Below are 23288 nucleotides of genomic sequence, written 5' to 3'. Positions count from 1 at the left end.
TTCGGGGGCATCCATGGGCAAACAGATTCTCGCCCGCGTCTTGGGCTTTGGCATCATCGCTCTGGCCCGGCTGGTTACCGGCGTACGGCCGGATTGGCGCGGCTGCCTTCCGAGCGAAAAGCAGCGGCTTTATTTCGCCAATCATGCCAGCCACGGCGATTTCCTCCTCATCTGGACGGCGTTGCCGTGGTCCTTGCGCGGCTCGACCCGGCCGGTTGCGGCGCAGGATTATTGGGGCGGCAACGATCTGATGGGCTTCATCGGCAGATCGGTGTTCAATGCGGTGCTGATCGACCGGCAGCATCAGCCTGGCCAGCCCGCGCCGCTCGATGTGATGATGGCCGCCGTCAACGAGCGCGTATCGCTGATCTTCTTCCCCGAGGGCACACGCAATACGAGCGACGAGCCGTTGCTGCCGTTCAAAAGCGGCCTTTATCATTTGAGCAAAGCCAATCCCGAACTCGAACTCGTGCCGGTGTGGATCGAGAACATCGGCCGCGTCATGCCGAAGGGCGAATTTCTGCCCGTGCCATTGCTGTGCAGCGTGATTTTCGGTGCGCCGATCGCCGTTGCGCCCGATGAGGAGCGCGACGATTTTATCGCGCGCGCCCGCAATGCCCTTCTCGCCCTCAAGCCTGCGGATTTCCACCGATGAAAGCGCCCCACGAAATTTTCCTGCTGTTCGGCGGTACATTGGGCGTTCTCGCGGTTGCGACCCTGGTCGGCCAATTGCTCGCGTGGCGCGCCCGGCCGCATAAAAATCCGGTGATCGAGAATCTCAATCAGCGCATCAATGCCTGGTGGGTGATGGTGATCATCATCGGCCTCGCCTTCCTGCTCGGCAAGGGTGCGGTCATTCTGCTGTTCGGCCTCGCGTCCTTCGCCGCCTTGCGCGAGTTTCTGACCCTCACGCCCACCCGCCGCGGCGATCATTGGGCGCTGCTGGCGATCTTCCTGCTTGGCCTGCCGGTGCAATATTACCTCGTCTGGATCGACTGGTACGGGCTCTATTCGATTTTCATCCCGGTCTATTGCTTTCTGATCCTGCCGATCATTGCGGCTTTGCGCGGCGACACGCTGCACTTCCTCGAGCGCATCGCATTCGTGCAATGGGGACTGATGATCTGCGTGTTTTGCGTCAGCCACGTGCCGGCGCTGCTCACCCTGCCGATCCCCGGCTTCGAAGCGAAGCGCCTACTGCTGATCTGCTTCCTCGTTATCGTCGTGCAGGGGTCGGATGTGCTGCAATATGTGTTCGGCAAATTGTTCGGCCGCAACAAGGTCGCCCCCAATCTGTCGCCCTCCAAAACCTGGGAGGGGCTGATCGGCGGCGGTTTGAGCGCGACCTTGCTCGGCGCCGGCCTGTGGTGGATCACCCCGTTTTCGGTCCTGCAAGCGGCGGGCATGGCCTTCGTCATCTGCCTGATGGGTTTTCTGGGCGGGCTTGTCATGTCGGCGATCAAGCGAGACCGGGGCGTCAAGGACTGGGGCCGGGTGATCGAGGGCCATGGCGGCATTCTCGACCGACTGGATTCGGTGATTTTCGCCGCACCGATCTTTTTTCACATGACGCGGTACTGGTTTACCGTATAAGGCTGGGCATGGTGGCGCTTGCGACCTATGTCGTGTGGCACGGATGTATTTTGCGCGTGCAACGCAGCAAATTATGTTATGGTGTCGGCCGGTTTTTTGGGAGGGGCGGATGGCCCAAGTTCAGAGTGCTAAGGTCGTTGGTTTGCATGCTGATCCGCTTTTCACCCGTATCCGGCAGGAAGCCGAGGATATGGTGCGGCGCGAGCCCGAATTATCCGGCTTCGTGTTTTCGACCATTTTGAACCACGACACCCTGGAAAGCGCCGTCATCCAGCGCGTCTCCTCGCGGCTGGATCATCGCGAGGTCTCCGGCGATCTGATCGCCCAGGCCTTTACTGATTTCGCCGCCCGCGACCCCGCGATCGGCGAAGCTTTTCGCGCCGACATTCTCGCCGTCGCCGACCGCGACCCGGCGAGCAACCGGCTGATAGAGCCGCTGCTCTATTTCAAGGGTTTCCACGCGCTGCAAACCTATCGCCTCGCCCATGCGCTGCTGAAAGCGGGCCGAAAGGATTTTGCGCTCTACCTGCAGAGCCGCGCCTCGGAAGTCTTCCAGGCTGACATCAATCCGGCGGCGAAGATCGGCAAGGGCATTTTCCTTGACCACGCCACCGGTCTCGTCGTCGGCGAGACGACCGTGATCGAGGATGATGTGTCGATCCTTCAGGGCGTGACCCTGGGCGGCACGGGCAAGGAAACCGGCGACCGGCATCCGAAGATCCGCCATGGCGTGCTGATCGGCGCGGGCGCCAAGATCCTGGGCAATATCGAAGTCGGCCATTGCGCCCGCGTCGCCGCGGGCTCGGTCGTGCTGGCCCCGGTGCCGCACAATACGACCGTCGCCGGCGTCCCGGCCAAGGTGGTCGGTGTCGCAGGCTGCGCCGAGCCGTCGCGGACGATGGACCAATTGATCGCCGATAAATTGGGCTACGAGATTTAATCCGTCATCTTTGGACGCGGGCGGCCAGCCCGCGCTTCCGTCATTCCCTCTTGCCCGCCTCGTCCATTCGTGGCAAATCCACGCGGCGTTTTACGCGCCGATTGGACGCGTCCGAATATCCTTGGCGGAGACAGAATGCTGGAAAAAACCGAATTGCGAAAGCTGCAGGCGTTTTTGCGTCAGACTTTCGGCAATGACGCGATTCGCGTCAGTCTGAATCCGAAAAACGCCGAAATGGCAGATGTGCATTTGGGTGAGCGCCGGATTGGCGGCATTATCGTCGACGATGAGGACGGCGATCGGTCCTTTGCTTTCGACATGAAAATCCCGGTCGAGCGGCCGGCACTGGAATCCTATCTCCGATTGCTGTTCGAGAACGACAAGCTGAAGATTGTGGCGCGTGCCAAGAAGGTCGATTCCGTCGAACTCAATTGCGGCGAAGATCATATCGGCGTCATCTCCGCCGACGATCCGAAGGCGAAAAGCTACACGTTGCAAATGGCGATCCTGGATTTCGATCTGGACGATTTTTAACAGCGGATCCCGGCCATGCCCGTCTACTCTCTCGACGATGTTTCCCCCAAGCTTCCCGCGGACGGCCGCTATTGGATTGCGCCGAGCGCCGAAGTGATCGGGCGGGTCGATCTTGCCGAGGATGTCGGCATCTGGTTCGGGGCGGTGCTGCGTGGCGACAACGAGTGGATCAGCGTAGGTGCGCGCAGCAATATCCAGGAGCATTGCGTGCTCCATACTGACATGGGCCTTCCCCTGCAGATCGGTGTCGATTGCACTATCGGCCACCGCGCGATTCTGCACGGCTGCACGATTGGCGACGGCACGCTGATCGGCATGGGCGCAACTGTGTTGAATGGCGCGAAGATCGGTGCGGGCTGCCTTGTCGGCGCCAATGCGCTTGTGACCGAAGGCAAGGAATTCGCCGATGGCTCGCTCATCGTCGGCGCGCCGGCGAAAGCGGTTCGCGTCCTGTCGCGGGACGACCTGCAGCGCCTGCGCCTATCGGCCGCCAATTACGTGCGCAATTGGCAGCGCTTTGCGAAGGGCCTGAAGCGGCTCGACGGACAGAGTTAGTCGATGAGATTTCTCGTCACCGGCACCGCGGGCTTCATCGGATTTCATTTGGCGAAGCGGCTTCTGGATGACGGCCATGAGGTGATCGGGGTCGACGGATTCACCTCCTATTACGATATCAACCTGAAAGAGCAGCGCCACGCCCAACTTGCGGTGCGCAATGGCTATCAAGGGCATCGCGCGATGCTCGAGGATGCCGCCGGACTGGAAGATGCCTGGGGCGATCGGCCGATCGACATCGTCATTCATCTCGCGGCGCAAGCCGGCGTTCGCTACAGCCTGGAAAATCCGCGCGCCTATATCGATGCCAATCTGACCGGCACGTTCAACGTGATGGATTTGTGCCGGCGCCACGGCGTGAAACATCTTTTGATCGCCTCGACGAGTTCCGTCTACGGCAATCGTGGCGACGGCGAGTTCTTCGAGACGGACGCGACCGACCGGCCGTTGACCCTTTACGCCGCGACGAAAAAATCCACCGAATTGATGGCGCATTGCTACAGCCATTTGTGGACAATTCCGACGACGGCGTTTCGCTTCTTCACCGTCTACGGCCCCTGGGGCCGGCCGGATATGGCGCCCTATAAATTCGTGCACAATATCAGCACCGGCGAGCCGATCGATATTTACAATCACGGCCATATGGAACGCGATTTCACTTACGTCACCGACCTCGTCGAAGCGGTCGTGCGCCTCGCCGATTGCATTCCGGGCACCCATGCGGTGCGCGACGACAGCCTATCGCCCGATGCGCCGTTCCGGGTGGTGAATATCGGCAACGGCGAGCCGATCAATCTTCTCTATTTCATCGAGACGATCGAAAAAGCCCTGGGCCGCAAGGCGATCCGCAATTATCTGCCGATGCAACAAGGCGACGTGCCGCGCACTTTCGCCAATACCGACCTTCTCCATACGTTGACCGGCTTCCGGCCCAAGACGAGCATCGAGCAGGGTGTCGCTGCCTTGGTGCAATGGTATCGGGCGTATCAGGGCGAACACCGGTGATCGTGAGCTGCGGCCTTTTTCAACTCTCTCGCAACTCTTCTTGAAACAACGCCAACATCCGGCGCCACGCATCGTCGCGCGCGGTCTCGTCGAATGTATCACGGTCGTCGCAGAAGAAGCCGTGTTTCACGTTCGGATAGATCACCATATCATGGCGCACGCCTGCCGCCTGCAGGGCGTGTTCGATCGCATCGGTCTGCTCCTTGGTAATCGCATGATCCAACGCGCCGACCATGTAGAGCAATTTGCCATTCCGCGCTGCAATGCCGGAGGTCAAAGACACGGTCGCTTCCGGCTGGCTCAACGGAATATCGGTGTTGGTGATCCAGCCGCCGTAGAGAATGGCGATTGCCGCGAGATCGAGCTGTGTCGCGGCGAGATAGGCGATGTGACCGCCGAAACTGAAGCCAGCGATGCCGATCTTCGGGCCTGTATCGTGCCGCCGGCGCAAATGATCGAGTGCGGCGCGCACGTCGGCGATGGCGTCCGCGCGGCGCAATTGCCGCAGCAAGGTGAATCCCTTCTGGCGTCCCGCCTCGGTATAAGGAAGATGCGCCAACTTTTCGCTGCGATGATAAAAATCCGGAGCGAGCGCCACATAGCCGGCGCGCGCAAATCGCTGCGCGATGTCGCGGATATGGCCGTTCAAGCCATAAAGTTCGCCGCAGATGATGACCGCCGGGTGCGGGCCGGCCGCGGCCGGCCGGGCGAGAAACGCAGCCATCGCCTGGGCGCTGCCCGGGACGTCGATTTCGAGCTCTTCGGTAACGATGTCTTGGGACATGACGGCTCCGTCGGTTGCTTTGTGTGACGCCATCCTCGCACCATAGTTCTGGCGGATGGGATGCGGCGGCTGTCAAGGACGTGGTGATGATAGGGACCCAATCCCAACTAGGATTCCAAACCGCAATGTCGAGCGATATAGTGCGCCGCACCGACCTCTCGCCTTTTGAGATTTTCACGCCTTGTTGACTGGCCTCAAAATCGAACCTGCGACGCTTCAAGACCTCGATGCCCTGCACGCGCTCGAGGAATTGGTGTTCGACGGCGACCGGCTCTCGCGGCGTAGCCTGCGCGATTTCATCCGTTCGCCGCGCGTGGCGCTGCTCGTGGCGTCGTTGGGGAGCGAGTTTGCCGGCTATGCGCTCGTGGCGTTCCGCAAGGGCTCGGTCAAGGCGCGGCTCTATTCGATCGCCACGAATCCGAATATCGGCCGGCGGGGCGTCGGCCGCGCTCTGCTGATCGCGTGCGAGAACGTGGCGCGGGCGCGACATATGCAGCGCCTGCGGCTCGAGGTGCGCGAGGACAATGCCGCGGCGATCCGCCTCTACGAGAAGCAAGGCTACCGGCGCTTCGGCGATTACGAGGATTATTACGAAGACGGCGCTTCGGCGATCCGCTACGACAAGGCTCTATGACAGGGCCCATTGGCGCAGGACGCCGAGCACGGCCATGACAAGGACCACCCGCACGACATTCCAATGCCAGCCGATCGTCAGGACGAAGGCGATCGCCGAGAGCAGCAAGGCGTGCACATTGAGCGTCGCGGGGTCGATCAGCGGCAGGCGCAGGCCGTGCCATGGCAGCCATTGCGGCTCGGCGAACAACAGATGCAGGGCGAACCAGGTCGCGAGATAGGCCATGACGCCGACGATGACCGCCGTGACGGCGGCGAGCGCCGACGAGAGCCGCCGGTTGGCGCGCAAGCTTTCGACATAGGGCGCGCCGGTGAAGATCCATAAGTACGACGGCATGAAGGTGAGCCAGCTTGTGATGAGCGCGGCGAGAATGCCGGACGTCAGCGGCGTGAACGGCGCCGGATTGCGGAAGCCGGCGAGGAAGCCGACATGCTGCGTGACGAGGATCGTTGGGCCCGGCGTCGTTTCCGCCAGCCCAAGACCGTCGGCCATTTCCGAAGCGTTCAGCCAGTGATGGGTCGCGACCGCTTCCTGGGCTGTCCAGGCGAGCAGCGCATAGGCGCCGCCGAACGACAAGGACGCCATCTTGCCGAAGAAGATGCCGACGCTCGTCAGAATGTGATGCGGCCCGAGGAGCACGGCGCACAGAACGACCGGCGCCCACCAGATGGAGATCCAGATCGCGGCCGTGCGTAGCACATAGGCCCAGCCGCCCTGACCCGCCGGCGCGGCGAGCGCGCCATCATCGGCTGCCGCGGGCTGCTGGTTTCGGGGCTGCACGACGTAGCCGAGCAGGGCCGCTGTAAGAATGAGGACAGGGAAGGGCACGTTGGCGAAAAGCAGCGCCAGGAATGCCACGATCGCGATGGCCACGTAGAGCGGGCCCTTGAACGCCCGTTTCGCGATCCGCTGCAGCGCATGCGCCACGATCGCGAGCACCGCCGTCTTGATGCCGAAGAAAATCGCCGCGATCATCGGCACGTCCTGGCCGAGCACGTAGGTCACGCTCAGGCCGAGCATGACGAGCGCGCCGGGAATGACGAACATCGCGCCGGCATAAAGGCCGCCGCGCACGCCGTGCAGCAGCCAGCCGATATAGGTCGCGAGCTGCTGCGCTTCGGGGCCCGGCAGCAGCGTGCAATAGTTCAGAGCGTGGAGGAAGCGCGCTTCGTCGATCCATTGGCGCTCTTCCACCAGCATCTTGTGCATCATGGCGATCTGCCCCGCCGCGCCGCCGAACGACGTGAAGCCGATCTGCGTCCAGACTTTGGCGGCCTCGCCAAAGCGAACGTCCGGCAAGCCCGTGTCGTGGCGGCGTGTGATCAGGGATGAATCCATGTGTTTACAGGCTCTAAGGTTTGTTGGTCGGCCAATTGTGCGTTTCGTCTGTCGCGTCGCGACACCAGCGGTAGAAGGCGTCGTAGAGTTGGCAGCCGGCGTCCAATTGTTCGAGATCGGCGCCATACATGCGCGACAATCCAAGGGATGCGGCGAGCAACCCCGCAGCCTCCGGCGCAAGATCAAGTCTCGCCGTATCGGCACCGCGCACGATTGCTGCGAGCCGTAACAATGGTTCCGTCTCCAAGCCAAACTCTTCGATCATCGTGTCGAATGTGCATGTGTCGGCGCGATGGCTCCAGAACACGCCTTCGATATCGAAGGGCGTTGCGGAAAAAGCTTGTCCGACGGCTTCCACTTCCGGCGGCGCCACATAGAGGAATTGCGCATTCGGATCGACAAACCGGCGGATGAGCCATGGACAGGCAATGCGGTCGATTTTGGGCCGGGCGCGCGTGACCCAAACCGTGCACCCCTGGGGGCCGCGCGGAGGGATCTTCGCGGCCGGCACGAGCGGGAGATTGAGCTTCTGCCAGGCCTCGAAACCGCCCTCCAAAACTTCTGCATGCACACCGGCGACGCGAAGCTGCGCAGCCGCGCCTTGCGAGAGTGTCTTGCCGCGTTGGCCGATGGTCACGATGGCAGAGGGTCGGAACGTTGCCGCCCATTGCAGAACATTTTCATGGGAGCAGGGATAAGCGCCGGGAACAAGGCTCGGATTTGACGCGGAATCGTCCGGCGCGCGCACGTCGAGCAGGGCCGGGCATTTGGGCGTGCCGATCAGGCGCGCGAGTTTTTCGGGTGCAATGAAGGTGAACGACGACATGGTGCGTCCTTTGCTGAGAGGGCCTCATGCCCATGAGCGGGACGCGATGCTTCAGCTTGTCGCCTCGTGGGGAGATCGCTGTTCCCCATATCTTAAAAATAGAGGCAGACGCGCGGGTTCGTCAATGCTTGGGCTGCGAAATCGCGACCGCCAGAGGCGGCGGCTCGTTCGGCACGCATCGGGATAGGAAAGCCGCGCCGTGACGCGGCTCTAGCAGTCTTTCGAACCCAAAGGTTCGCGGTGCGGCGCGGGCCGTCAGCTCGCCTTCAGGTTTGCCGCTTCGCGCGCCAATTTCTCGATGCCTTCCCAATCGCCCGCATCGATCAGCGATTTCGGCACCATCCAGGAGCCGCCAACGCAAGCGACGTTCTTGAGCGCGAGATAGGTCGGCGCCTTGGCCAGATCGATCCCGCCCGTCGGGCAGAAGGTGAGCTGGCTTAGGGGGCCGGCGATCGAGGAAAGATATTTTGCGCCGCCGGCCGCCTCGGCCGGGAAGAATTTGAGCGCGCGGAAGCCGTAATCCATGAGCGCCATGGCTTCGGAGGCCGTGGCGATGCCGGGCAGGAAGGGGATGGGCGAGTCGGCGGCGGCCTCGCGCAATTTCGGCGACACGCCGGGGCTCACCAGAAATGTCGCGCCAGCATCGATCGACGCCTGAATATGCGCCGGCTCCGTCACTGTGCCGGCGCCGACGATGGCACCGGGCACCGATTTCGCGATGGCGGCGATGGCTTCGAGCGCGCCCGCGGTCCGCAAGGTGACTTCCAAGACTCGCAGGCCGCCCGCCACCAGCGCCTTGGCCTGGGCGATCCCGTCCGCCGCGTCCTTCATGGTCAGCACCGGAATGACAGGCGAGACACGCATCAGATCGAGCGTTGCGGATGTGTGCTGATATTGCCCCACAATGGAACTCCATTTTTTCGCGACCGGTTTGGCGACGCGCCGGGCAAATTACAGATTGTTGCGCCGCCACTCAAGCGCGGACGCCCTGCGGCAAATTTACTGTCGTATATTTGTGTACAAATAAATCCGATGAGGGTTATGCTAGCCTGATTGTTGCGTGCGGCGGCAGGCGGCGCGCATTTTGCCGAGGAGGGGTGAGAGATGGCGCACGAAGAGGTAAAGGCACCGAAAGGCCCGCAAAAACTGGTGATCCGCAACATCGGCCTCATGCTCAGCGGCGACCTCGCAAACCCGATTCTCGATGCCGATACGATCGTGGCCGTGGACGGCAAAATCGCCGCCATCGGCCGCGCCAAGGATGTCGACACGTCCGGCGCGACCAGCATTGTCGATGCGCATGGCACTTGCGTCAGCCCCGGCCTGATCGACAGCCATGTGCATCCGGTCGCCGGCGACTGGACGCCGCGCCAGAACCAGCTCGGCTGGATCGACAGTTTCCTGCATGGCGGGGTCACCACCATGATTTCGGCCGGCGAAGTGCACACGCCCGGCCGGCCGCGCGACATCGTCGGCCTCAAGGCCATGGCGATCACCGCACAACGCACCTTCAGCGCCTTTCGCCCCGGCGGCGTCAAGGTGCATGCCGGCGCGCCCTGCATCGAACCGGGGATGGTCGAGCAGGACTTCAAGGATCTCGCCGATGCGGGCGTGACGCTTCTAGGCGAGGTCGGCCTCGGTGGCGTCAAGGACGGCCCGACTGCGCGGCAAATGGTCGCGTGGGCGCGCAAATACGGCATTCAATCGACGATCCACACCGGCGGGCCGTCCATTCCCGGCTCCGGGCTGATCGACAAGGATGTGGTGCTGGAGGCGGATACGGATGTGGTTGGCCACATCAACGGCGGCCATACCGCTCTGCCGACCGATCAGATCCGCTGCATTTGCGAGGGCTGCAAGCGCGGGCTCGAATTGGTGCACAACGGCAACGAACGCGCCGCGCTGTACACGTTGCGGGTCGCCAGGGAGATGAACGACTTGCAGCGCGTTATTCTCGGCACCGATGCGCCGGCGGGCTCTGGTGTGCAGCCTCTTGGCATTTTGCGCATGGTGTCGCTCCTCTCCAGCCTGGGCGACGTGCCGGCCGAGATTGCCTTCTGCTTTGCCACGGGCAATACGGCGCGCATGCGCAAATTGGATTGCGGTCTGATCGAGGTCGGACGCTCGGCCGATTTCGTGCTGATGGATAAGGCCCAGCATTCGGCCGGCAAGAATTTGTTGGACAGCGTGCAACTCGGCGATTTGCCCGGCGTCGGCATGACGATCATCGACGGCATCGTGCGCACTGGCCGCAGCCGCAATACGCCGCCGGCGACGAACGTGCCGGAAGTGGTGGTGTCATAGCCGCTTTGCGCACCATCGGGATCCTCACTGGGTCCCGACAGGCCACAAGCGGGGCGTATCAGGTCATCTTCTGCAGCAGCGCCATCAATTGGCCGCGCTCTTTTTGCGTCAGCGGCTCCAACGTGGCTTCGGTGATCGCGAGCGCGCGCGGCGAGAGTTCCTTGGCCAGCTTCTCCCCGTCCTCGGTCAGCACAACCAGCAAACGGCGGCCGTCGGTCGGATCGGGGCCTGTCGTGGTCAGGCCGCGTTTGGTCAGCCGGTCGACGACGCCCTTGATGGTGGCGACATCCATCGCGGTGAGCCGGCCCAACAGATTTTGCGAGCAGGGGCCTTTTTCGGCGAGCTTGCTGACGGCGGCCCATTGCGTGGGGGTGATGTCGTCGCCAATGCTGTCCGCAAAAATCGCCGTATGACGCTGGTTGACCTGCCGCAAGAGAAAGCCCACTTGCTCGTCCAGAATATAGTCGCGTTTTGCGGGTTCGGAGGCGTCTGCATGCGAAGACGGCGGATCGTACTGGGCCATGGCGCTCCTTAACCTTGTTATTCGTGTTGCGAGAACGGCTTCAGACTGACAAATAGGCGTCGCGGATTTCGGGCCGCGCCTCGATCTCCGCGATCATCCCACCAAATACTATATGTCCCTTCTCGAGGATATAGGCGCGATCGGAAATGAGGCGGGCAAAGTGCAGGTTTTGCTCAGAGATCACGACGCTAAGCCCCTCGTTCTTCATGACTAGTATGGCACGGGCCATTTGCTCGACGATTTTCGGCGCGAGGCCTTCGGACGGCTCGTCGAGCAGCACGAGCGAGGGATTGCCCATGAGCGTGCGGGCAATGGTGAGCATCTGCTGTTCGCCGCCGCTCATCCGGCCGCCCGCGCGGCTGCGCATTTCGGCGAGATTGGGAAACAGCTCATAAAGCTTGTCGGGTGTCCAATTCGCGCCCTGTGTGCGCGTCTTTTGCCGGCCGATGGCAAGATTTTCCTCGACCGTAAGCTCGGTGAAAATTCGCCGGTCTTCGGGCACATAGCCGAGCCCAGCGCGGGCGATCTCATAGGTGGGGCGGCTTGAGATATCTTTATCTTCAAAGATGATCTTGCCGTTGCGCTGCGGCACCAAACCGACGAGCGCCTTGAACGTCGTCGATTTTCCGGCACCGTTGCGGCCGAGCATGGCGACGACTTCGCCGGCGCCGACCTCGAAGCTGACATCGCGCAAAATGTGCGCGGGGCCGTAGAAGGCGTTGAGGCCGCTGACCATGAGCTTCATGCCGCCCCCTTGCCTTCGGGGTGATAAAGCAGGCCATCGCCGAGATAGATGGCGCGCACATTCGCGTCGTTGCGAATCTCCTGCGGCGTGCCTTGCGCAATGAGTTCGCCGCGCGAGAGAACGAGCACGCGGGTTGCATGTTCGAACACGACATCCATGTCATGTTCGGTGAACAACAGGCCCATGTTCCGCTCCTTGGCGATGCGCGCCACAAGCCGCATCAGCGTCGCACGCTCTTTCGGCGCCATGCCGGCGGTCGGCTCGTCCATCAGCAGCAGTTTTGGTTCGTTGGCAAGAGCGATCGCCAATTCCAAGCGTTTCAAATCGCCATAGGCGAGTTCGCCGCAGGGCCTTGCCGCGTGCTCGGCCATGCCGGTCAAGCTCAGGAGAGCCGCGGCCTCGGCGCGAAAGGCCTGCGTCGCATCGCGCAAGACATGTGTCGATTGCCCCGCATGTGACATCAGCGCCGTCTGGATATTTTCGATCACCGTCATCGATGCGAATGTCGCCGTGATCTGAAACGTGCGGCCGACGCCGAGGCGGCACACCTGATGCGGCTTCAATCCCGTGATATTGCGGTCGTCCAGCAGGATCGTGCCGCTGTTCGGCGCGATCTGGCCGTTGAGCATGTTGAAACACGTGCTCTTGCCGGCGCCGTTGGGGCCGATGAGCGCGAGACTTTCGCCGGCCCGCAGCGTGAAGGACACGTCCTTGACCGCTTTGACGCCGCCATAGGATTTCGCGAGATGGTTGACCTGCAGCAACGGCGTCATGCGGCGTCAACCTTTGCTCTCGCGAGGCGGCGCGCGATCGCTTCCTGCAATGTGCCGACAAGGCCTTTCGGGAACGCGACGACGAGCAGCACGATGATGGCGCCCAGCACCACTTTCGCGTGGTCGGTCAGGTTCATCAGCCAGATCGCGAGGATCTTGTAGAGAACAGCGCCTGCGATGGCCCCGGAGACCGTCTCGATGCCGCCGAGGAGCACCATCACCAGACCATCGACCGAGACCGGAATCTCGAGCGTGTTGGGAAAAACATTGCCCTTGAAGAAGGCGAACAGAGCGCCGGCGAGACCGGCAGTCGTGCCGGCGATCACGAAGGCGATCCATTGCATTTTCGGCCGCGCCATGCCGATCGCCTCGGCGCGCAAATCGGAATCGCGGATGGCGCGTAAGCCGTAGCCGAAGGGCGAGAAAGTGATGCGCCGCAGCGCGATCACGCCGAGCACGGTGATCGCGAGAGTGAACCAATAGAAGATGCGTGAATTCGACGCCCAGGCGGAGGGCCACACGCCGAGAATGCCGTTGTCGCCGCCGGTCACTTCCACCCATTGGAAGGCGACCGACCAGGTGATCTGCGCGAAGGCGAGCGTGAGCATGGCGAAATAGACGCCGCTCAAACGCACGTTGAACCAGCCGTAAAGAGTCGCGCCGCACAGGCCGAACAGCGGGCCCGCCAGAAGAGCGGCCTCCATCGGCAGGCCGAAATATTTTGTGGCGAAGGCGGCGCCATAGGCACCCAGGCCGAAATAGCACGCGTGGCCGAACGAGGCGAGACCGGCAACCGACATCAGGAATTGCAGGCTCGCGGCAAACAGCACGAAGATGCAGATTTCCGTGCCGACGGTCTGAAAATAATCCGGCTTGGCGACAAGGCCGATCAGTAACGGCAGCAGCGCGGCAAAGGCGATACCGAACAATGCGCCGTTGCGCTCGCGGGCATTGAAAGGTTGCCAGGGCCGCACCGCGAGAGCAAAGCCGTGGCGCCGCACCGGTTCCGGTTTGCCGAACAAGCCCCACGGACGCCAGACCAGCACGACGGCCATGACCGCAAACACGAGGATCAGCGAGATTTTTGGAAAGATCAGGATGCCAAACGCATTGAGTTCGGAGACCATGACCGCCGCGACGAAAGCGCCGAAGACGCTGCCCAATCCGCCGATGACCACGACAACGAAGACCTCCACAACGATCGGGAGGTCCATCACGTGATTGGCGGAATCGCGCGGAATTTGTAGCGCGCCGCCGAGCCCCGCGAGAAAGGCGCCGAGCGCGAAGACGCTGGTAAACAGCCATTTTTGATTGACGCCAAGTGCGGCGACCATGTCGCGATCCTGCGTTGCCGCGCGCACGAGAATGCCCCAGCGGGTGCGGCGGAACAACAGCCAGAGCGCAAGAAGGACCAGCGGCCCGAGCACGATGAGGAAGAGATCGTAGCTCGGGAGTTTGTGGCCGAGAATGTCGACAGCGCCGCGAAAGCCCGGCGCGCGTGGCCCCGATAGATCGTCCGGTCCCCAGATGATGACGACGAGGTCCTCCACCATCAAGGTCACGCCGAAGGTCGCGAGCAATTGAAACAGCTCCGGCGCGTGATAGATGCGGCGCAGGAGCGACATTTCGAGCAGGGTACCGAACAGCGCGACGCCGAGCGCGGCGATGAGAATGCCGCCCCAAAAGCCGAAAGCGCCGGTCAGCGTTTCGGTCATCGTATAGGCGAGATAGGCGCCCAGCATGTAGAACGCGCCGTGGGCGAAATTAACGATGCGTGTGACGCCGAAAATGATCGAGAGGCCCGAGGCAACGAGAAAGAGCGATGACGCGCTCGCAAGGCCGGTCAGGAATTGAATGATCAGAAAGGGAAAGTTCACTCAATGGTCCTTAGAAGGCTTGCGCGTCACGCAAAGGTAGGGCGCCACAAGGGAGTGCCATAATCGTAAGCGATGACTTCAGAAGAAGGCCTCGATGTCATCCCGAGCTTGGCCCGGGATCCGGGGCCAAGCAACGGCAGAGTCATCATTACCCTTGTGCCGCAACCACTCTCAAACATGAGTGGCCGTCATCGGCGCTGGATCCCGCGCCAAGCCCGGGATGACATTCGTTGCCGTCACGCGACTCCGCGGCCTGCGCCACCGCCGTCACTCCTGCGGCCGCATTTTCTTCACTTCGTCATCGCTCGGCAGATATTTCGCGCCCTCATGATAGATCGCATTCGCCATCACGCCCTTGCCATCCTTCAGCGTGGTCGTGCCGACGAAGGCGCCGAGCGTCGATTGGTGATCGATGGCGCGGAAGGCCACTTTGCCGAACGGCGTGGTGAATTCCAAACCTTCCGCGGCGGCGATCAGTTTTTCCGTATCAGTCGAGCCAGCCTTTTGAATGATCGCGGCAATCGCCTTCACGGTCGAATAGCCGACGACAGAACCGAGGCGCGGGTAATCATTGTATTTGGCCTGATAGGCTTTCAGGAATGCGGCATGGTCCGGCGTGTCGATGCTGTACCAAGGATAGCCCGTGACAATCCAGCCTGCCGGCGTCTCGTCCTTGAGCGGATCGAGATATTCCGGTTCGCCGGTGAGGAAGCTGACGACGGTGCGATCCTTGAACAGGCCGCGCGTATTGCCCTCGCGCACCAATTTTACGAGATCGGGGCCGAAGGTCACGTTGAGAATTGCATCGGGATTGGCGGCGGCGATCGCTTCGGCCACCGGGCCGGCGTCGATCTTGCCCTGCGGCGGCCATTGCTCGGCGACCCATTGAATGTCCGGACGCTCGGCCGACAGCAATTTCTTGAACACGGCGACGGCCGATTGGCCATATTCGTAATTGGGCGCGATCGTCGCCCAGCGCTTGGCCGGGCTCTTTGCGGCTTCTTCCGCGAGCATCGCGGCTTGCATGTAGTTCGAGGGGCGCAGGCGGAAGGTGTAATGGTTGCCTTGCGACCAGGTAACCGCGTCGGTCAAAGGCTCGGCCGCAACGAACATCACCTTCTTCTGCTTGGCGAAGTCCGACACCGCGAGACCGATATTGGAGAAGAACGTGCCGGCAATCAGGCTGACGCCTTCGTTGGAAACAAGCTCGTTGGCGGCCGTCACCGCATCGGCCGGCTTGCCGCCGTCATCCTTCGAGATAATCGTTAATTTCTTGCCGAGCACGCCGCCACTGGCGTTGATCTCGTCGAGCGCGAGTTGCCAGCCTTTGCGATAGGGCTCGGTGAAGGAGGGGAGGGCGGAATAGGAATTGATTTCGCCGATCTTAATTTCATCTTGTTGCGCCTGCGCCGGGGCGCTCGCCACCATCCAGCCTGTGAGAACCAATGCAGAAAACTTCAACAACGTTTTCATCAAGCCTCTCCCCTCGCGCCCAGAGCATTTTCCAGAAAAGTTGTTCGACTTTTCGGTTAAGAAAATGCGACAAAACAAAAGTCAGCGCAAACCATCCTCGCCTTTTATCTGATCTTTGGTCAAGCCGCCGACGCGCGGCAACGGGCGCCCGCTGTCGGTGACGGCGACAGCCAGCATGATCTCGTTGGGGCGCGGCGCATCGGCAATGCGCACCTCCATGCCGTCGAAATGGCTGCGCACATAGGCCGCATCCTTGTGCCCGAGCGGAATGTCCAGCACGACGCCAGGGCCGCCGCGCTTTTTCGAGGAAGGGATGAGCGCGGCGCCCTTGCCAAGCGCCTTGCGGATCGGTGTGCCGAGTTTGGGGTGCAGCAGAGCAGCGGCATGTTCGAGCTCGCCATTTTCGCCGACCGCGGCCGCCTTGCCATAGCTTTCGGCCTTCGCGCCTTCGATCCCGAGTGCTGCGACAGCGCGGGCGGCGAGCAGCGCGCCGAGTTCCTCGCTCATGTCGATGAGCGGCGAGAGATCAGCTTCATACCGTCCGGCGAATGGGTTCTCGATCACGGCGACGGCGGCGGCGCGGCGGGTCGGCGGCACGATGGCCTGTCCCATCTCGCTGTGAGTTTCCTCGACGAAGGTGACAATTTTGCGAATTTTGGCGCTCATCTCAAACCGTCCAGACCTTTGATCTCCGAAGCCTTGAGGCCGCCGACGCGGGCGTGAATGCGCGGGCCCGTCGTCATCACCAACACGAGCGCCATCTCGTCGGCACGCGGCCCGTCCGGTACGCCCACTTCCATCGCATCGAAATGGCTGCGGACGTAAGAGGCGTTGATATGCGTCACCGGCACGTCGAGCCGCGTGCCCGGCCCACCGACCTTCTTGGCGGAGGGGACAATCGCCTTGGCGTCTCCGAGAGCCGCGCGCATGGCGTAGCCGCCCGGCACATGCCACAGTGCGCCATGTTCGAGTTCGCCCGCCACGCCGACGATCGCGCCTTTGCCATAGCCTTCGATGGCGCTCGCTGCGACGCCCAGCGCCGCGACCAATCTGTTCGCCATGTCGATCCCGAGCGGCTCGAGCTCCTTCATGTAATCGGCGATTTCCTCTACGTAGCGGCCCGCGAACGGATTGCGGATGACGCTCAAGATGGCGCCGCGCTTGAGCGGCACGCGCGCCACGGGACCGCCCTCGTGATAGATCTCCTCGACGGTGACAATCTGTTTGCGCACTTCTACATCGGGCATGAGGCGGATCTTCCACTGGTTTGATGGCGGGAATAGCCGACGCGCGCGGGCGCAACGTCGCGATCTTCAACACTTCTTGTCTCGCCCTGCAGATGCAGGGCCGCGGCGACAATAAGGCCCCGTGCGAGAAGATCGCGTGCGCAGCGCGCACCGGCTTCGAGTGCGCGCGCAATATCGCTGTCGCTCAACGCACCGACATGCCGCGTCACGAGGCGCGTGCCGAGATCGGAATCCGGCTGCAGCTCGCAAGCCGGGACGCGCGCGATCGCTGGGTGACCAGGCAAGTCGATGGCATTGGCGATGATTGTCGCCGCCGCATCCGCCTCAGCTGCGGTGTGCGCCAGCACCGTCACCGCATCGGCAATGCCGAGCGAGAAACTGCGGCCATGGGCGCCGCTGGTCGCGATGCCACGCGCGGGGTCATGCGCATGCAATGTCGCCTTGCCGAACAGGCTCGGCCGGCCAGGCCTATCGACGAGGCCGATGTCGAAAGTCTCGCCGCCCGTCAGATGCAGAGCAATGTCGCCGCCGTTATTTACATAGGCTTTGCGCAAGGGCGCGGCTTGCAGCATCGCGTGCAAGATCTCCTGCGCGACTGCGCCGGCGACCGCCGCCATGGGCGTAATGAAAGTCTCAGCGGCAAAAGGCAGGACCGCCGCGAGCATGCGTTTGGCAACCGGGTGCTCCAGCGGGGCCGCCGTGCGGGCGTCCGAACGCAGGCGCGGCAATTCGAGGCACAGCGCATCGAGAAGACCCTCGAAGCGAGCCGCCGCTGCGCGATAGGCCGCTGTCACCGCTTGCGCATCGCCATAGGCCTCGACGATCAGGTCGATCGGCCCATCCTGCAGGTGCAGGCGCCGCCCGTCGGGCAGAAGGGCGATATGCGCACGGCGCGCAGTCATTTGGGCGTGCTCTCCGCATTTTGCGTCGTCACCCGCACGTTGCCGCGCTGGTGGGCCAGCTTGTTCCCGTCCGCCAGCGACGAGAGCGGCCGGACATGGTCCATATGGCCGCCGAGCGCTGCATAATCTGCGAGCGGCAGGGTAAATTCGATTGGCGCGACCAGGGCCGGGGTCGGGACATAGCCGAAGGCATTTTCCGGCACGCGCGTCACATCGACCATGAAGGTGATGCCGCCGCCGGGCCAGACATAGACCGGCGCGCCGCCGCAGGTGACATGGGTGAGCGCCTTCTTGACCGATTGTGTCAGACCCACCGGATTTTCGGTCACGCCAGCGCGCAGCGATCCACCGGCGCCGCCCATGAACAGCACGGTGCAGAGCGCGGGCTCGCAATTCTCCTGAATCCGCTCGACCGATTGACGCAGATTGGGCGGCAGGTCTTTTTCCACCGGCCGCAGTGCTTCGTCGAGCTCGTAATAGCCGTAATGCTCGCCGGTCGTCGACACCATCAGCAGCCGCAAACCGGGCTTCGCCACTTTGGCATCGAACGGCGCCAGAATCGTGAGCGGATCGGAAATATTAGTACCGCCCCAGCCCGTACCCGGTTCGGCCACCTGGAAATAGCGGCCCGGTGTGGAGCGCCGGCCCTTCATCTTGATGCCGGTTTCCGGGATGCCGAGCATCTTGCCGGCCTGATGTTCCGACAGCACACCGGTGATATGGTCGTCGACCACCACCACCTCATCGACCTTGCCGTGCCATTGCTTGGCGAACATGCCGATCGTCGCCGAGCCGCAGCCGACGCGCATCAGGTGCTCCTGCACGTCATTGACGATCGGCGCCTTGCCGGCCTGCACCACGACTTTCGCACCGTCATCAATCTGCAGTTCCACCGCCTTGCCATTGGCTAGGTCGAGCAGAGTTTCACAGGTGACGCGCCCCTCTTTTTTGCTGCCGCCGGTCAGATGATGCACACCGCCGAGGGTAAGCATCTGCGAGCCATATTCGCCCGTCGTCACATGGCCGACCGGTTCGCCGTCGGCACGGACGAGATTGCGTTCCGGACCGAGAAAGCGGTCGGTGTCGATCTTTATCTTCACGCCGCAATAGCTGAAAATGCCTTCGGTGACGACCGTCACCATATCGACGCCGTCGACCGTCGACGAGACGATGAAGGGGGCGGGCTTGTAGTCGGGATAGGTGGTGCCGGCGCCGATGGCGGTCACAAATGTCTCGGATCCGTGCACCAATTTGCCGTCCCAATCGCTGCTGGCGTGAAACGGCACCAATTTGCCGCCCTGTTCGACCGTGCGGTCGAGAATGACATGCGGATCGAGCCGCACCAATTCGCCGTCATGATTGGCATAGCGGTCGCACGCGCCCATCATGCCAGGTTTGATGTAGCACATGACCGGGCATGCATCGCAGCGGATCTTGTCGTCTTTTGCCGGAGGCGTCACCATGTTCATGGCCGACCTTCTTTCTTTTGAATTGCAGCGCGGACGCGGTCCGGGGTTGCCGGAACCTTGCGGATGCGAACGCCCGCGGCGTCGTAAATGCCGTTGAGAATCGCCGGCGCTGTCGGGATCAGCGCCTGCTCGCCAATGCCTTTCGCGCCGAACGGACCGACGGGCGAAGCATCCTCGATCAGGATCGTTTCGACCGGCGGCATGTCGCCCACGGTGGGGATGAGATAATCGTGCAAACTCTCGCCGCGGCCCGGATGGAATTCTTCCATCAGCGCCAGCCCCAGCCCTTGCGCCGCGCCGCCCTCCACCTGGCCCTCGATGAGGGTCGGGTTAATGGCGCGGCCGACATCATGGGCGGCGGTGATTTTCAGCACGCGCACGCGGCCGAGTTCCATATCGACTTCGACCTCGGCCATATGCGCGCCAAAGCCATACAGCGCATAAGGATCGCCCTGGCCGTCCGCATCGAGCGGGCTCGTCGGCGGATCGAACGTCGCTTCGCCGATTAGGACATAGCCACGTTCGTCGCGCGGCAATTGATCGAGCTGCAGTGTGCTCACATGGTCATGGTCGCGCACCTCGATCGCGTCGCCTTGGAACGACAGGTGCGCGTCCTCGCGCGCATTGGCGAGGCGCGCGATGGTCTGGCGCAAATCGAGGCCGGCGAGTTGCGCCGCCTTGCCGGTGACAAAGGTCTGGCGCGACGCCGAGGTCTTGCCCGCATCGGGGGTGATATCGGTGTCAGGGCCGATGAGATCGAAGAGAGCGAGCGGGGCCCCCAGCGCATCGGCGCAGATTTGCGGGATCACCGTATTCGAACCCTGGCCGATATCGACCGCGCCCTGATGCAGCGCGATGCGCCCATCGGCTTTCAGCGCCACGCGGATTGTCGAAGGATTGGCGAGCGAGGTGTTGCCGCAGCCGTACCACATGCCGGCGACGCCGACGCCGCGCCGGCGCGTGCCGTCCGTTTTCGTGTTGAAGGCCTTCGCGTGATCATGCGCGCGGCGCCAATGCGGACGCAGCGCCTCGAAACAGGCGCGGATGCCGACGCCGGCGCCAAGAACCTGCCCGGTCACAGTCGGCTGGTCAGCGCGCAGGGCATTGGTAATGCGAAATTCGAGGCGATCGAGCCCAAGCTTTTCGGCAAGCTCGTCGTAAAGCTGCTCCTGCGCGATCGAGGCTTGCGGCACGCCGAACCCACGAAAGGCGCCAGCCGGCACGAGATGGGTGTGCACGGCCCGGCTCAACGCGCGGTAATGCGGGACGTAATAGGGGCCGGAGGCATGCACGGGAACGCGGTTGGCGACTGTCGGCCCCCAGGAGGCATAGGCGCCGGTGTTGAAATCCGCATGGAAGTCGAGGCCGATAAGCTTGCCGGTCTTGTCCGCACCGGCCCGTGCGCGCATCATCGAGGGGTGGCGCTTGGTCGTCGTCATAATCGATTCCTGGCGGGAGTAGATCATGTAGACCGGGTAGGGAAGATGCCATGCCGCCACGGCGATGAAGGGCTGCACCGACAGATCGAGCTTCGAGCCGAAACCGCCACCCACCGCCGTCGGCAAGATCCGCACAGCGTCGGGAGATAGGCTGAGAATCCGGGCGATGTCGTCGCGGTCCATATAGGGCGATTGGGTGCAGGCCTGCACTTCGATGCGGTCGCCGACGCGGCGGGCAAAACCCGCCTCCGGTTCGATATAGGCGTGTTCGACGAAGCCCGTCTCGAACTCGCCCTCGGCGATCGCATCGGCCTCCGCCAAGGCCTCGTCGACATGGCCGCGCACCACGCGGCCGCGTACCAGAATGTTTTCCGCGCGATGCGCGTGCACCAGCGCGGCGTCCGGCGCGACCGCATCGGCGGTGGCGATATGGGCTGGCAGCTCCTCCCACGCGATCGGGAAGTCGGCGAGATCGAGCGCCTCGATACTCTCGCGCTGGCCGACGACGGCGGCGACCGCTTCGCCGCGAAAGCGCGTTTCGTGCACGGCAAAGACCGGCTGGTCGGCCAGCGGCGGGATCACGCCATAGCAATTTTCGCCCGGCACGTCGGTAGCGGTGAAAATACGGACGATGCCGGGATGACGCGCGGCATAGCGCTCAAGGTCGCCGAAGCGGAAGCGGGCGCGATGGTGCGGGCTGCGGATCGCGCGCAGCAGCAAGGCATCACCGGGAATGTCGTCGGCGCCGAAAAGATCCGTGCCGCCAACCTTTCGCTGTCCGTCAAGGCGCGGAACGCGCGCGCCGACGGCGGCGCCCGATGCAACCGGCTGCGGCGCGGCGCTGCGGCCCGCATCGAGTATCGCGTCGATGATTTTGCGATAGCCGGTGCAGCGGCAGAGCACGCCGGCGATCGCTTCCTGCACTTGCGCTTCATCGGGCTCGGCCACGCGGGCGAGCAGAGCGCTCGCGGCCATCAACATGGCGGGGGTACAAATTCCGCACTGCGCGGCGCCGTGGCGCAGAAACGAGTCCGCGAGGCCGGCGGCGGCCGGCACATTGTTCTTCAGGCCTTCGACGGTGACGATTGTGCGGCCTTCAGCCTGGCCAGCGGCGGTGAGACAAGCGCAGATGGCTTCGCCGTTGATCAGGACGGTGCAGGCGCCGCAATCGCCCGCGTCGCATCCGACCTTGGTGCCGGTCAATCCGCACTCTTCGCGCAGCACTTTGCTGAGGCGCTTCGCGGGGGCCGTGTCGAGCGTGATCGCGTCGCCGTTCAGCGTGAAGCTCAGGGTCGGATGCACGGCGCGTTCAAGCATCATGCCGCTCCGCGAGGCAGGCTTCGAGGGTGCGGCGCACGAGGATCAGCGCCGCCTCTTGTCGATAGGTAGAGGTGGCGCGCAGATCGTCGATCGGCGTCAGCTCCGCCAGATGATCCGCAAGCACGGCGCGGCTGAAGCCCGGCGCGAAGGATTGGCCGCGCAATGCCGCTTCGGCGGCGAACAGCCGTTGCGCCACGGCCGAGCAGGCGCCGACCGCGATGCGCGCTTGCGTGATCGTGTTCTGTGCATCCGTCTCGACGATCGCCGCGACCATCGCGATGGAAATCACGAGAGAGGTGCGCGCGCCGAGTTTGAGGAAGCTCGACGGCCCGGCAATATCACGCGGAATGACGACGGCCGTCACGAGTGCGCCGGGCGGCAAACAGGTCTTGCGGTAGCCGACGATGAAATCGCTGAGCGGGATGCGCGAGATGCCCTCCGGGGCGGTCATTTCGACTTCCGCATTCAGCGCCAGCAGCGGCGGCACGCCGTCGGCGGCGGGCGACGCATTGCACAGATTGCCGGCGACGGTGCCGGCATTCTGGATCTGACGTGCGCCGACCTCGCGCGCCGCCAATTGTAGGGCACGGCAGGCCTCGGGCAGATCGCTCGCGACAATCTCGCTCCAGGTGACGCAAGCGCCGACGCGAATATGCGTCTCGCTGACCGTGACGCCGCGCAAATCGGCAATGCCGGTGATGTCGATCACCGGAAACGTGACCGGCCGGTCGCCCAATTGCGGATAAAAATCGGTGCCGCCGGCAAGAACGCGCCCCTTCGTGTCGGCGAGCAGGTCGAGCGCCTCGGCAAGCGTGCGGGGGCGAAAATAGGGTGCGTTTGGTCCACTGCGTTGCGACGCGATCTGCATGCTCACGGACACCGGAAAAACGTTCGTGTACGAATGTTGAGCCGATCGCCGGATTTGTCAAGCAAGGATCGCGGCGGCGCCTAGAGCAATTTGTGTTCTTTTAGAAACGCAAAATTGCTCCAACTCTTTGCCGTGGCGC

23 protein-coding genes are annotated in these 23288 nt (G+C 63.0%); 8 read left to right on the top strand and 15 right to left on the bottom strand.

The window, feature by feature from the left end; translation table 11 throughout:
- The first annotated feature begins 13 nt into the window (after nucleotides 1-13).
- The 6 genes from V9T28_RS13750 (at nucleotide 14) to V9T28_RS13725 (ending at nucleotide 4627) form a co-directional block, all read left to right on the top strand.
- Nucleotides 14-655, top strand: coding sequence for a lysophospholipid acyltransferase family protein (locus V9T28_RS13750; RefSeq protein WP_116399488.1), 642 nt, complete (start codon nucleotides 14-16; stop codon nucleotides 653-655).
- Complete coding sequence (locus tag V9T28_RS13745; protein WP_116399487.1) at nucleotides 652-1593, top strand: phosphatidate cytidylyltransferase; 942 nt, start codon at nucleotides 652-654, stop codon at nucleotides 1591-1593. Before V9T28_RS13750 ends, V9T28_RS13745 begins: the two co-directional genes overlap by 4 nt.
- 109 nt (nucleotides 1594-1702) lie before the next feature.
- Nucleotides 1703-2533, top strand: a complete 831-nt coding sequence (cysE, locus tag V9T28_RS13740; RefSeq protein ID WP_116399486.1) for a serine O-acetyltransferase — start codon at nucleotides 1703-1705, stop codon at nucleotides 2531-2533.
- A 138-nt stretch (nucleotides 2534-2671) separates the two neighbouring features.
- On the top strand, nucleotides 2672-3067 hold the full coding sequence (locus V9T28_RS13735; RefSeq protein WP_116399868.1) for a DUF3126 family protein: 396 nt from the start codon (nucleotides 2672-2674) through the stop codon (nucleotides 3065-3067).
- A gap of 15 nt (nucleotides 3068-3082) precedes the next feature.
- A complete protein-coding gene (locus V9T28_RS13730) occupies nucleotides 3083-3622 on the top strand; it encodes a gamma carbonic anhydrase family protein (protein ID WP_116399485.1) in 540 nt (179 codons plus the stop codon).
- Nucleotides 3623-3625: 3 nt separating this feature from the next.
- The gene (locus V9T28_RS13725; RefSeq protein WP_116399484.1) at nucleotides 3626-4627 is read left to right on the top strand and encodes an NAD-dependent epimerase/dehydratase family protein; all 1002 of its coding nucleotides are present in this window, start codon (nucleotides 3626-3628) and stop codon (nucleotides 4625-4627) included.
- A gap of 19 nt (nucleotides 4628-4646) precedes the next feature.
- On the opposite strand, the gene V9T28_RS13720 is transcribed toward V9T28_RS13725, so the two are convergent.
- Nucleotides 4647-5411 carry a dienelactone hydrolase family protein gene (locus V9T28_RS13720; protein ID WP_158554721.1) on the bottom strand — a complete coding sequence of 255 codons (765 nt, stop codon included), beginning with the start codon at nucleotides 5409-5411 and terminating at the stop codon, nucleotides 4647-4649.
- Nucleotides 5412-5592: 181 nt separating this feature from the next.
- On the opposite strand from V9T28_RS13720, the gene V9T28_RS13715 reads away from it, so the two are divergent.
- Complete coding sequence (locus V9T28_RS13715; protein ID WP_245423925.1) at nucleotides 5593-6045, top strand: GNAT family N-acetyltransferase; 453 nt, start codon at nucleotides 5593-5595, stop codon at nucleotides 6043-6045.
- On the opposite strand, the gene chrA is transcribed toward V9T28_RS13715, so the two are convergent.
- The 3 genes from chrA to eda form a co-directional block, all read right to left on the bottom strand.
- A complete protein-coding gene (gene chrA, locus V9T28_RS13710; protein ID WP_116399482.1) occupies nucleotides 6040-7383 on the bottom strand; it encodes a chromate efflux transporter in 1344 nt (447 codons plus the stop codon). The genes V9T28_RS13715 and chrA overlap by 6 nt on opposite strands.
- 13 nt (nucleotides 7384-7396) lie before the next feature.
- Complete coding sequence (locus V9T28_RS13705) at nucleotides 7397-8209, bottom strand: chromate resistance protein ChrB domain-containing protein (protein ID WP_116399481.1); 813 nt, start codon at nucleotides 8207-8209, stop codon at nucleotides 7397-7399.
- Between the two features lie 255 nt (nucleotides 8210-8464).
- Nucleotides 8465-9073: a bifunctional 4-hydroxy-2-oxoglutarate aldolase/2-dehydro-3-deoxy-phosphogluconate aldolase gene (gene eda, locus V9T28_RS13700; protein ID WP_116399866.1), complete on the bottom strand. Its 609-nt coding sequence runs from the start codon at nucleotides 9071-9073 to the stop codon at nucleotides 8465-8467.
- A 240-nt stretch (nucleotides 9074-9313) separates the two neighbouring features.
- Between eda and V9T28_RS13695 the strand changes: the two genes are divergently transcribed.
- Complete coding sequence (locus V9T28_RS13695; RefSeq protein WP_116399480.1) at nucleotides 9314-10513, top strand: amidohydrolase family protein; 1200 nt, start codon at nucleotides 9314-9316, stop codon at nucleotides 10511-10513.
- Nucleotides 10514-10571: 58 nt separating this feature from the next.
- Here the strand turns inward: V9T28_RS13695 and V9T28_RS13690 are convergent, their stop codons facing one another.
- From V9T28_RS13690 to V9T28_RS13640, 11 genes are all read right to left on the bottom strand, one after another.
- On the bottom strand, nucleotides 10572-11036 hold the full coding sequence (locus tag V9T28_RS13690) for a MarR family winged helix-turn-helix transcriptional regulator (RefSeq protein ID WP_116399479.1): 465 nt from the start codon (nucleotides 11034-11036) through the stop codon (nucleotides 10572-10574).
- 40 nt (nucleotides 11037-11076) lie between these two features.
- Nucleotides 11077-11781 (bottom strand): ABC transporter ATP-binding protein, encoded by a 705-nt coding sequence (locus tag V9T28_RS13685; protein WP_116399478.1) that lies wholly within the window; start codon nucleotides 11779-11781, stop codon nucleotides 11077-11079.
- A complete protein-coding gene (locus V9T28_RS13680) occupies nucleotides 11778-12554 on the bottom strand; it encodes an ABC transporter ATP-binding protein (RefSeq protein ID WP_116399477.1) in 777 nt (258 codons plus the stop codon). Before V9T28_RS13680 ends, V9T28_RS13685 begins: the two co-directional genes overlap by 4 nt.
- Nucleotides 12551-14431 (bottom strand): ABC transporter permease, encoded by a 1881-nt coding sequence (locus V9T28_RS13675; protein WP_199499989.1) that lies wholly within the window; start codon nucleotides 14429-14431, stop codon nucleotides 12551-12553. The genes V9T28_RS13680 and V9T28_RS13675 overlap by 4 nt, the downstream gene beginning before the upstream one ends.
- A gap of 267 nt (nucleotides 14432-14698) precedes the next feature.
- Nucleotides 14699-15859 carry an ABC transporter substrate-binding protein gene (locus V9T28_RS13670; RefSeq protein WP_116399864.1) on the bottom strand — a complete coding sequence of 387 codons (1161 nt, stop codon included), beginning with the start codon at nucleotides 15857-15859 and terminating at the stop codon, nucleotides 14699-14701.
- Nucleotides 15860-15985: 126 nt separating this feature from the next.
- Complete coding sequence (locus tag V9T28_RS13665; RefSeq protein WP_116399476.1) at nucleotides 15986-16570, bottom strand: amino acid synthesis family protein; 585 nt, start codon at nucleotides 16568-16570, stop codon at nucleotides 15986-15988.
- Nucleotides 16567-17151 (bottom strand): amino acid synthesis family protein, encoded by a 585-nt coding sequence (locus V9T28_RS13660; protein ID WP_116399475.1) that lies wholly within the window; start codon nucleotides 17149-17151, stop codon nucleotides 16567-16569. Before V9T28_RS13660 ends, V9T28_RS13665 begins: the two co-directional genes overlap by 4 nt.
- Nucleotides 17139-18053 (bottom strand): UPF0280 family protein, encoded by a 915-nt coding sequence (locus tag V9T28_RS13655; protein WP_116399474.1) that lies wholly within the window; start codon nucleotides 18051-18053, stop codon nucleotides 17139-17141. The genes V9T28_RS13660 and V9T28_RS13655 overlap by 13 nt, the downstream gene beginning before the upstream one ends.
- Nucleotides 18050-19522 (bottom strand): 6-hydroxynicotinate reductase, encoded by a 1473-nt coding sequence (locus V9T28_RS13650; protein WP_116399473.1) that lies wholly within the window; start codon nucleotides 19520-19522, stop codon nucleotides 18050-18052. The genes V9T28_RS13655 and V9T28_RS13650 overlap by 4 nt, the downstream gene beginning before the upstream one ends.
- Nucleotides 19519-22278 carry a molybdopterin-dependent oxidoreductase gene (locus tag V9T28_RS13645; RefSeq protein WP_445242129.1) on the bottom strand — a complete coding sequence of 920 codons (2760 nt, stop codon included), beginning with the start codon at nucleotides 22276-22278 and terminating at the stop codon, nucleotides 19519-19521. The genes V9T28_RS13650 and V9T28_RS13645 overlap by 4 nt, the downstream gene beginning before the upstream one ends.
- The gene (locus V9T28_RS13640; RefSeq protein ID WP_116399471.1) at nucleotides 22271-23149 is read right to left on the bottom strand and encodes an FAD binding domain-containing protein; all 879 of its coding nucleotides are present in this window, start codon (nucleotides 23147-23149) and stop codon (nucleotides 22271-22273) included. The genes V9T28_RS13645 and V9T28_RS13640 overlap by 8 nt, the downstream gene beginning before the upstream one ends.
- Between the last annotated feature and the right edge of the window lie 139 nt (nucleotides 23150-23288).

The sequence above is a fragment of the Methylovirgula sp. 4M-Z18 genome, from assembly GCF_037890675.1.
Taxonomy (GTDB): Bacteria; Pseudomonadota; Alphaproteobacteria; order Rhizobiales; family Beijerinckiaceae; genus 4M-Z18.
Note: the sequence above shows the minus strand (reverse complement) of the source record. Positions and strands in the feature narration are given on the sequence as shown.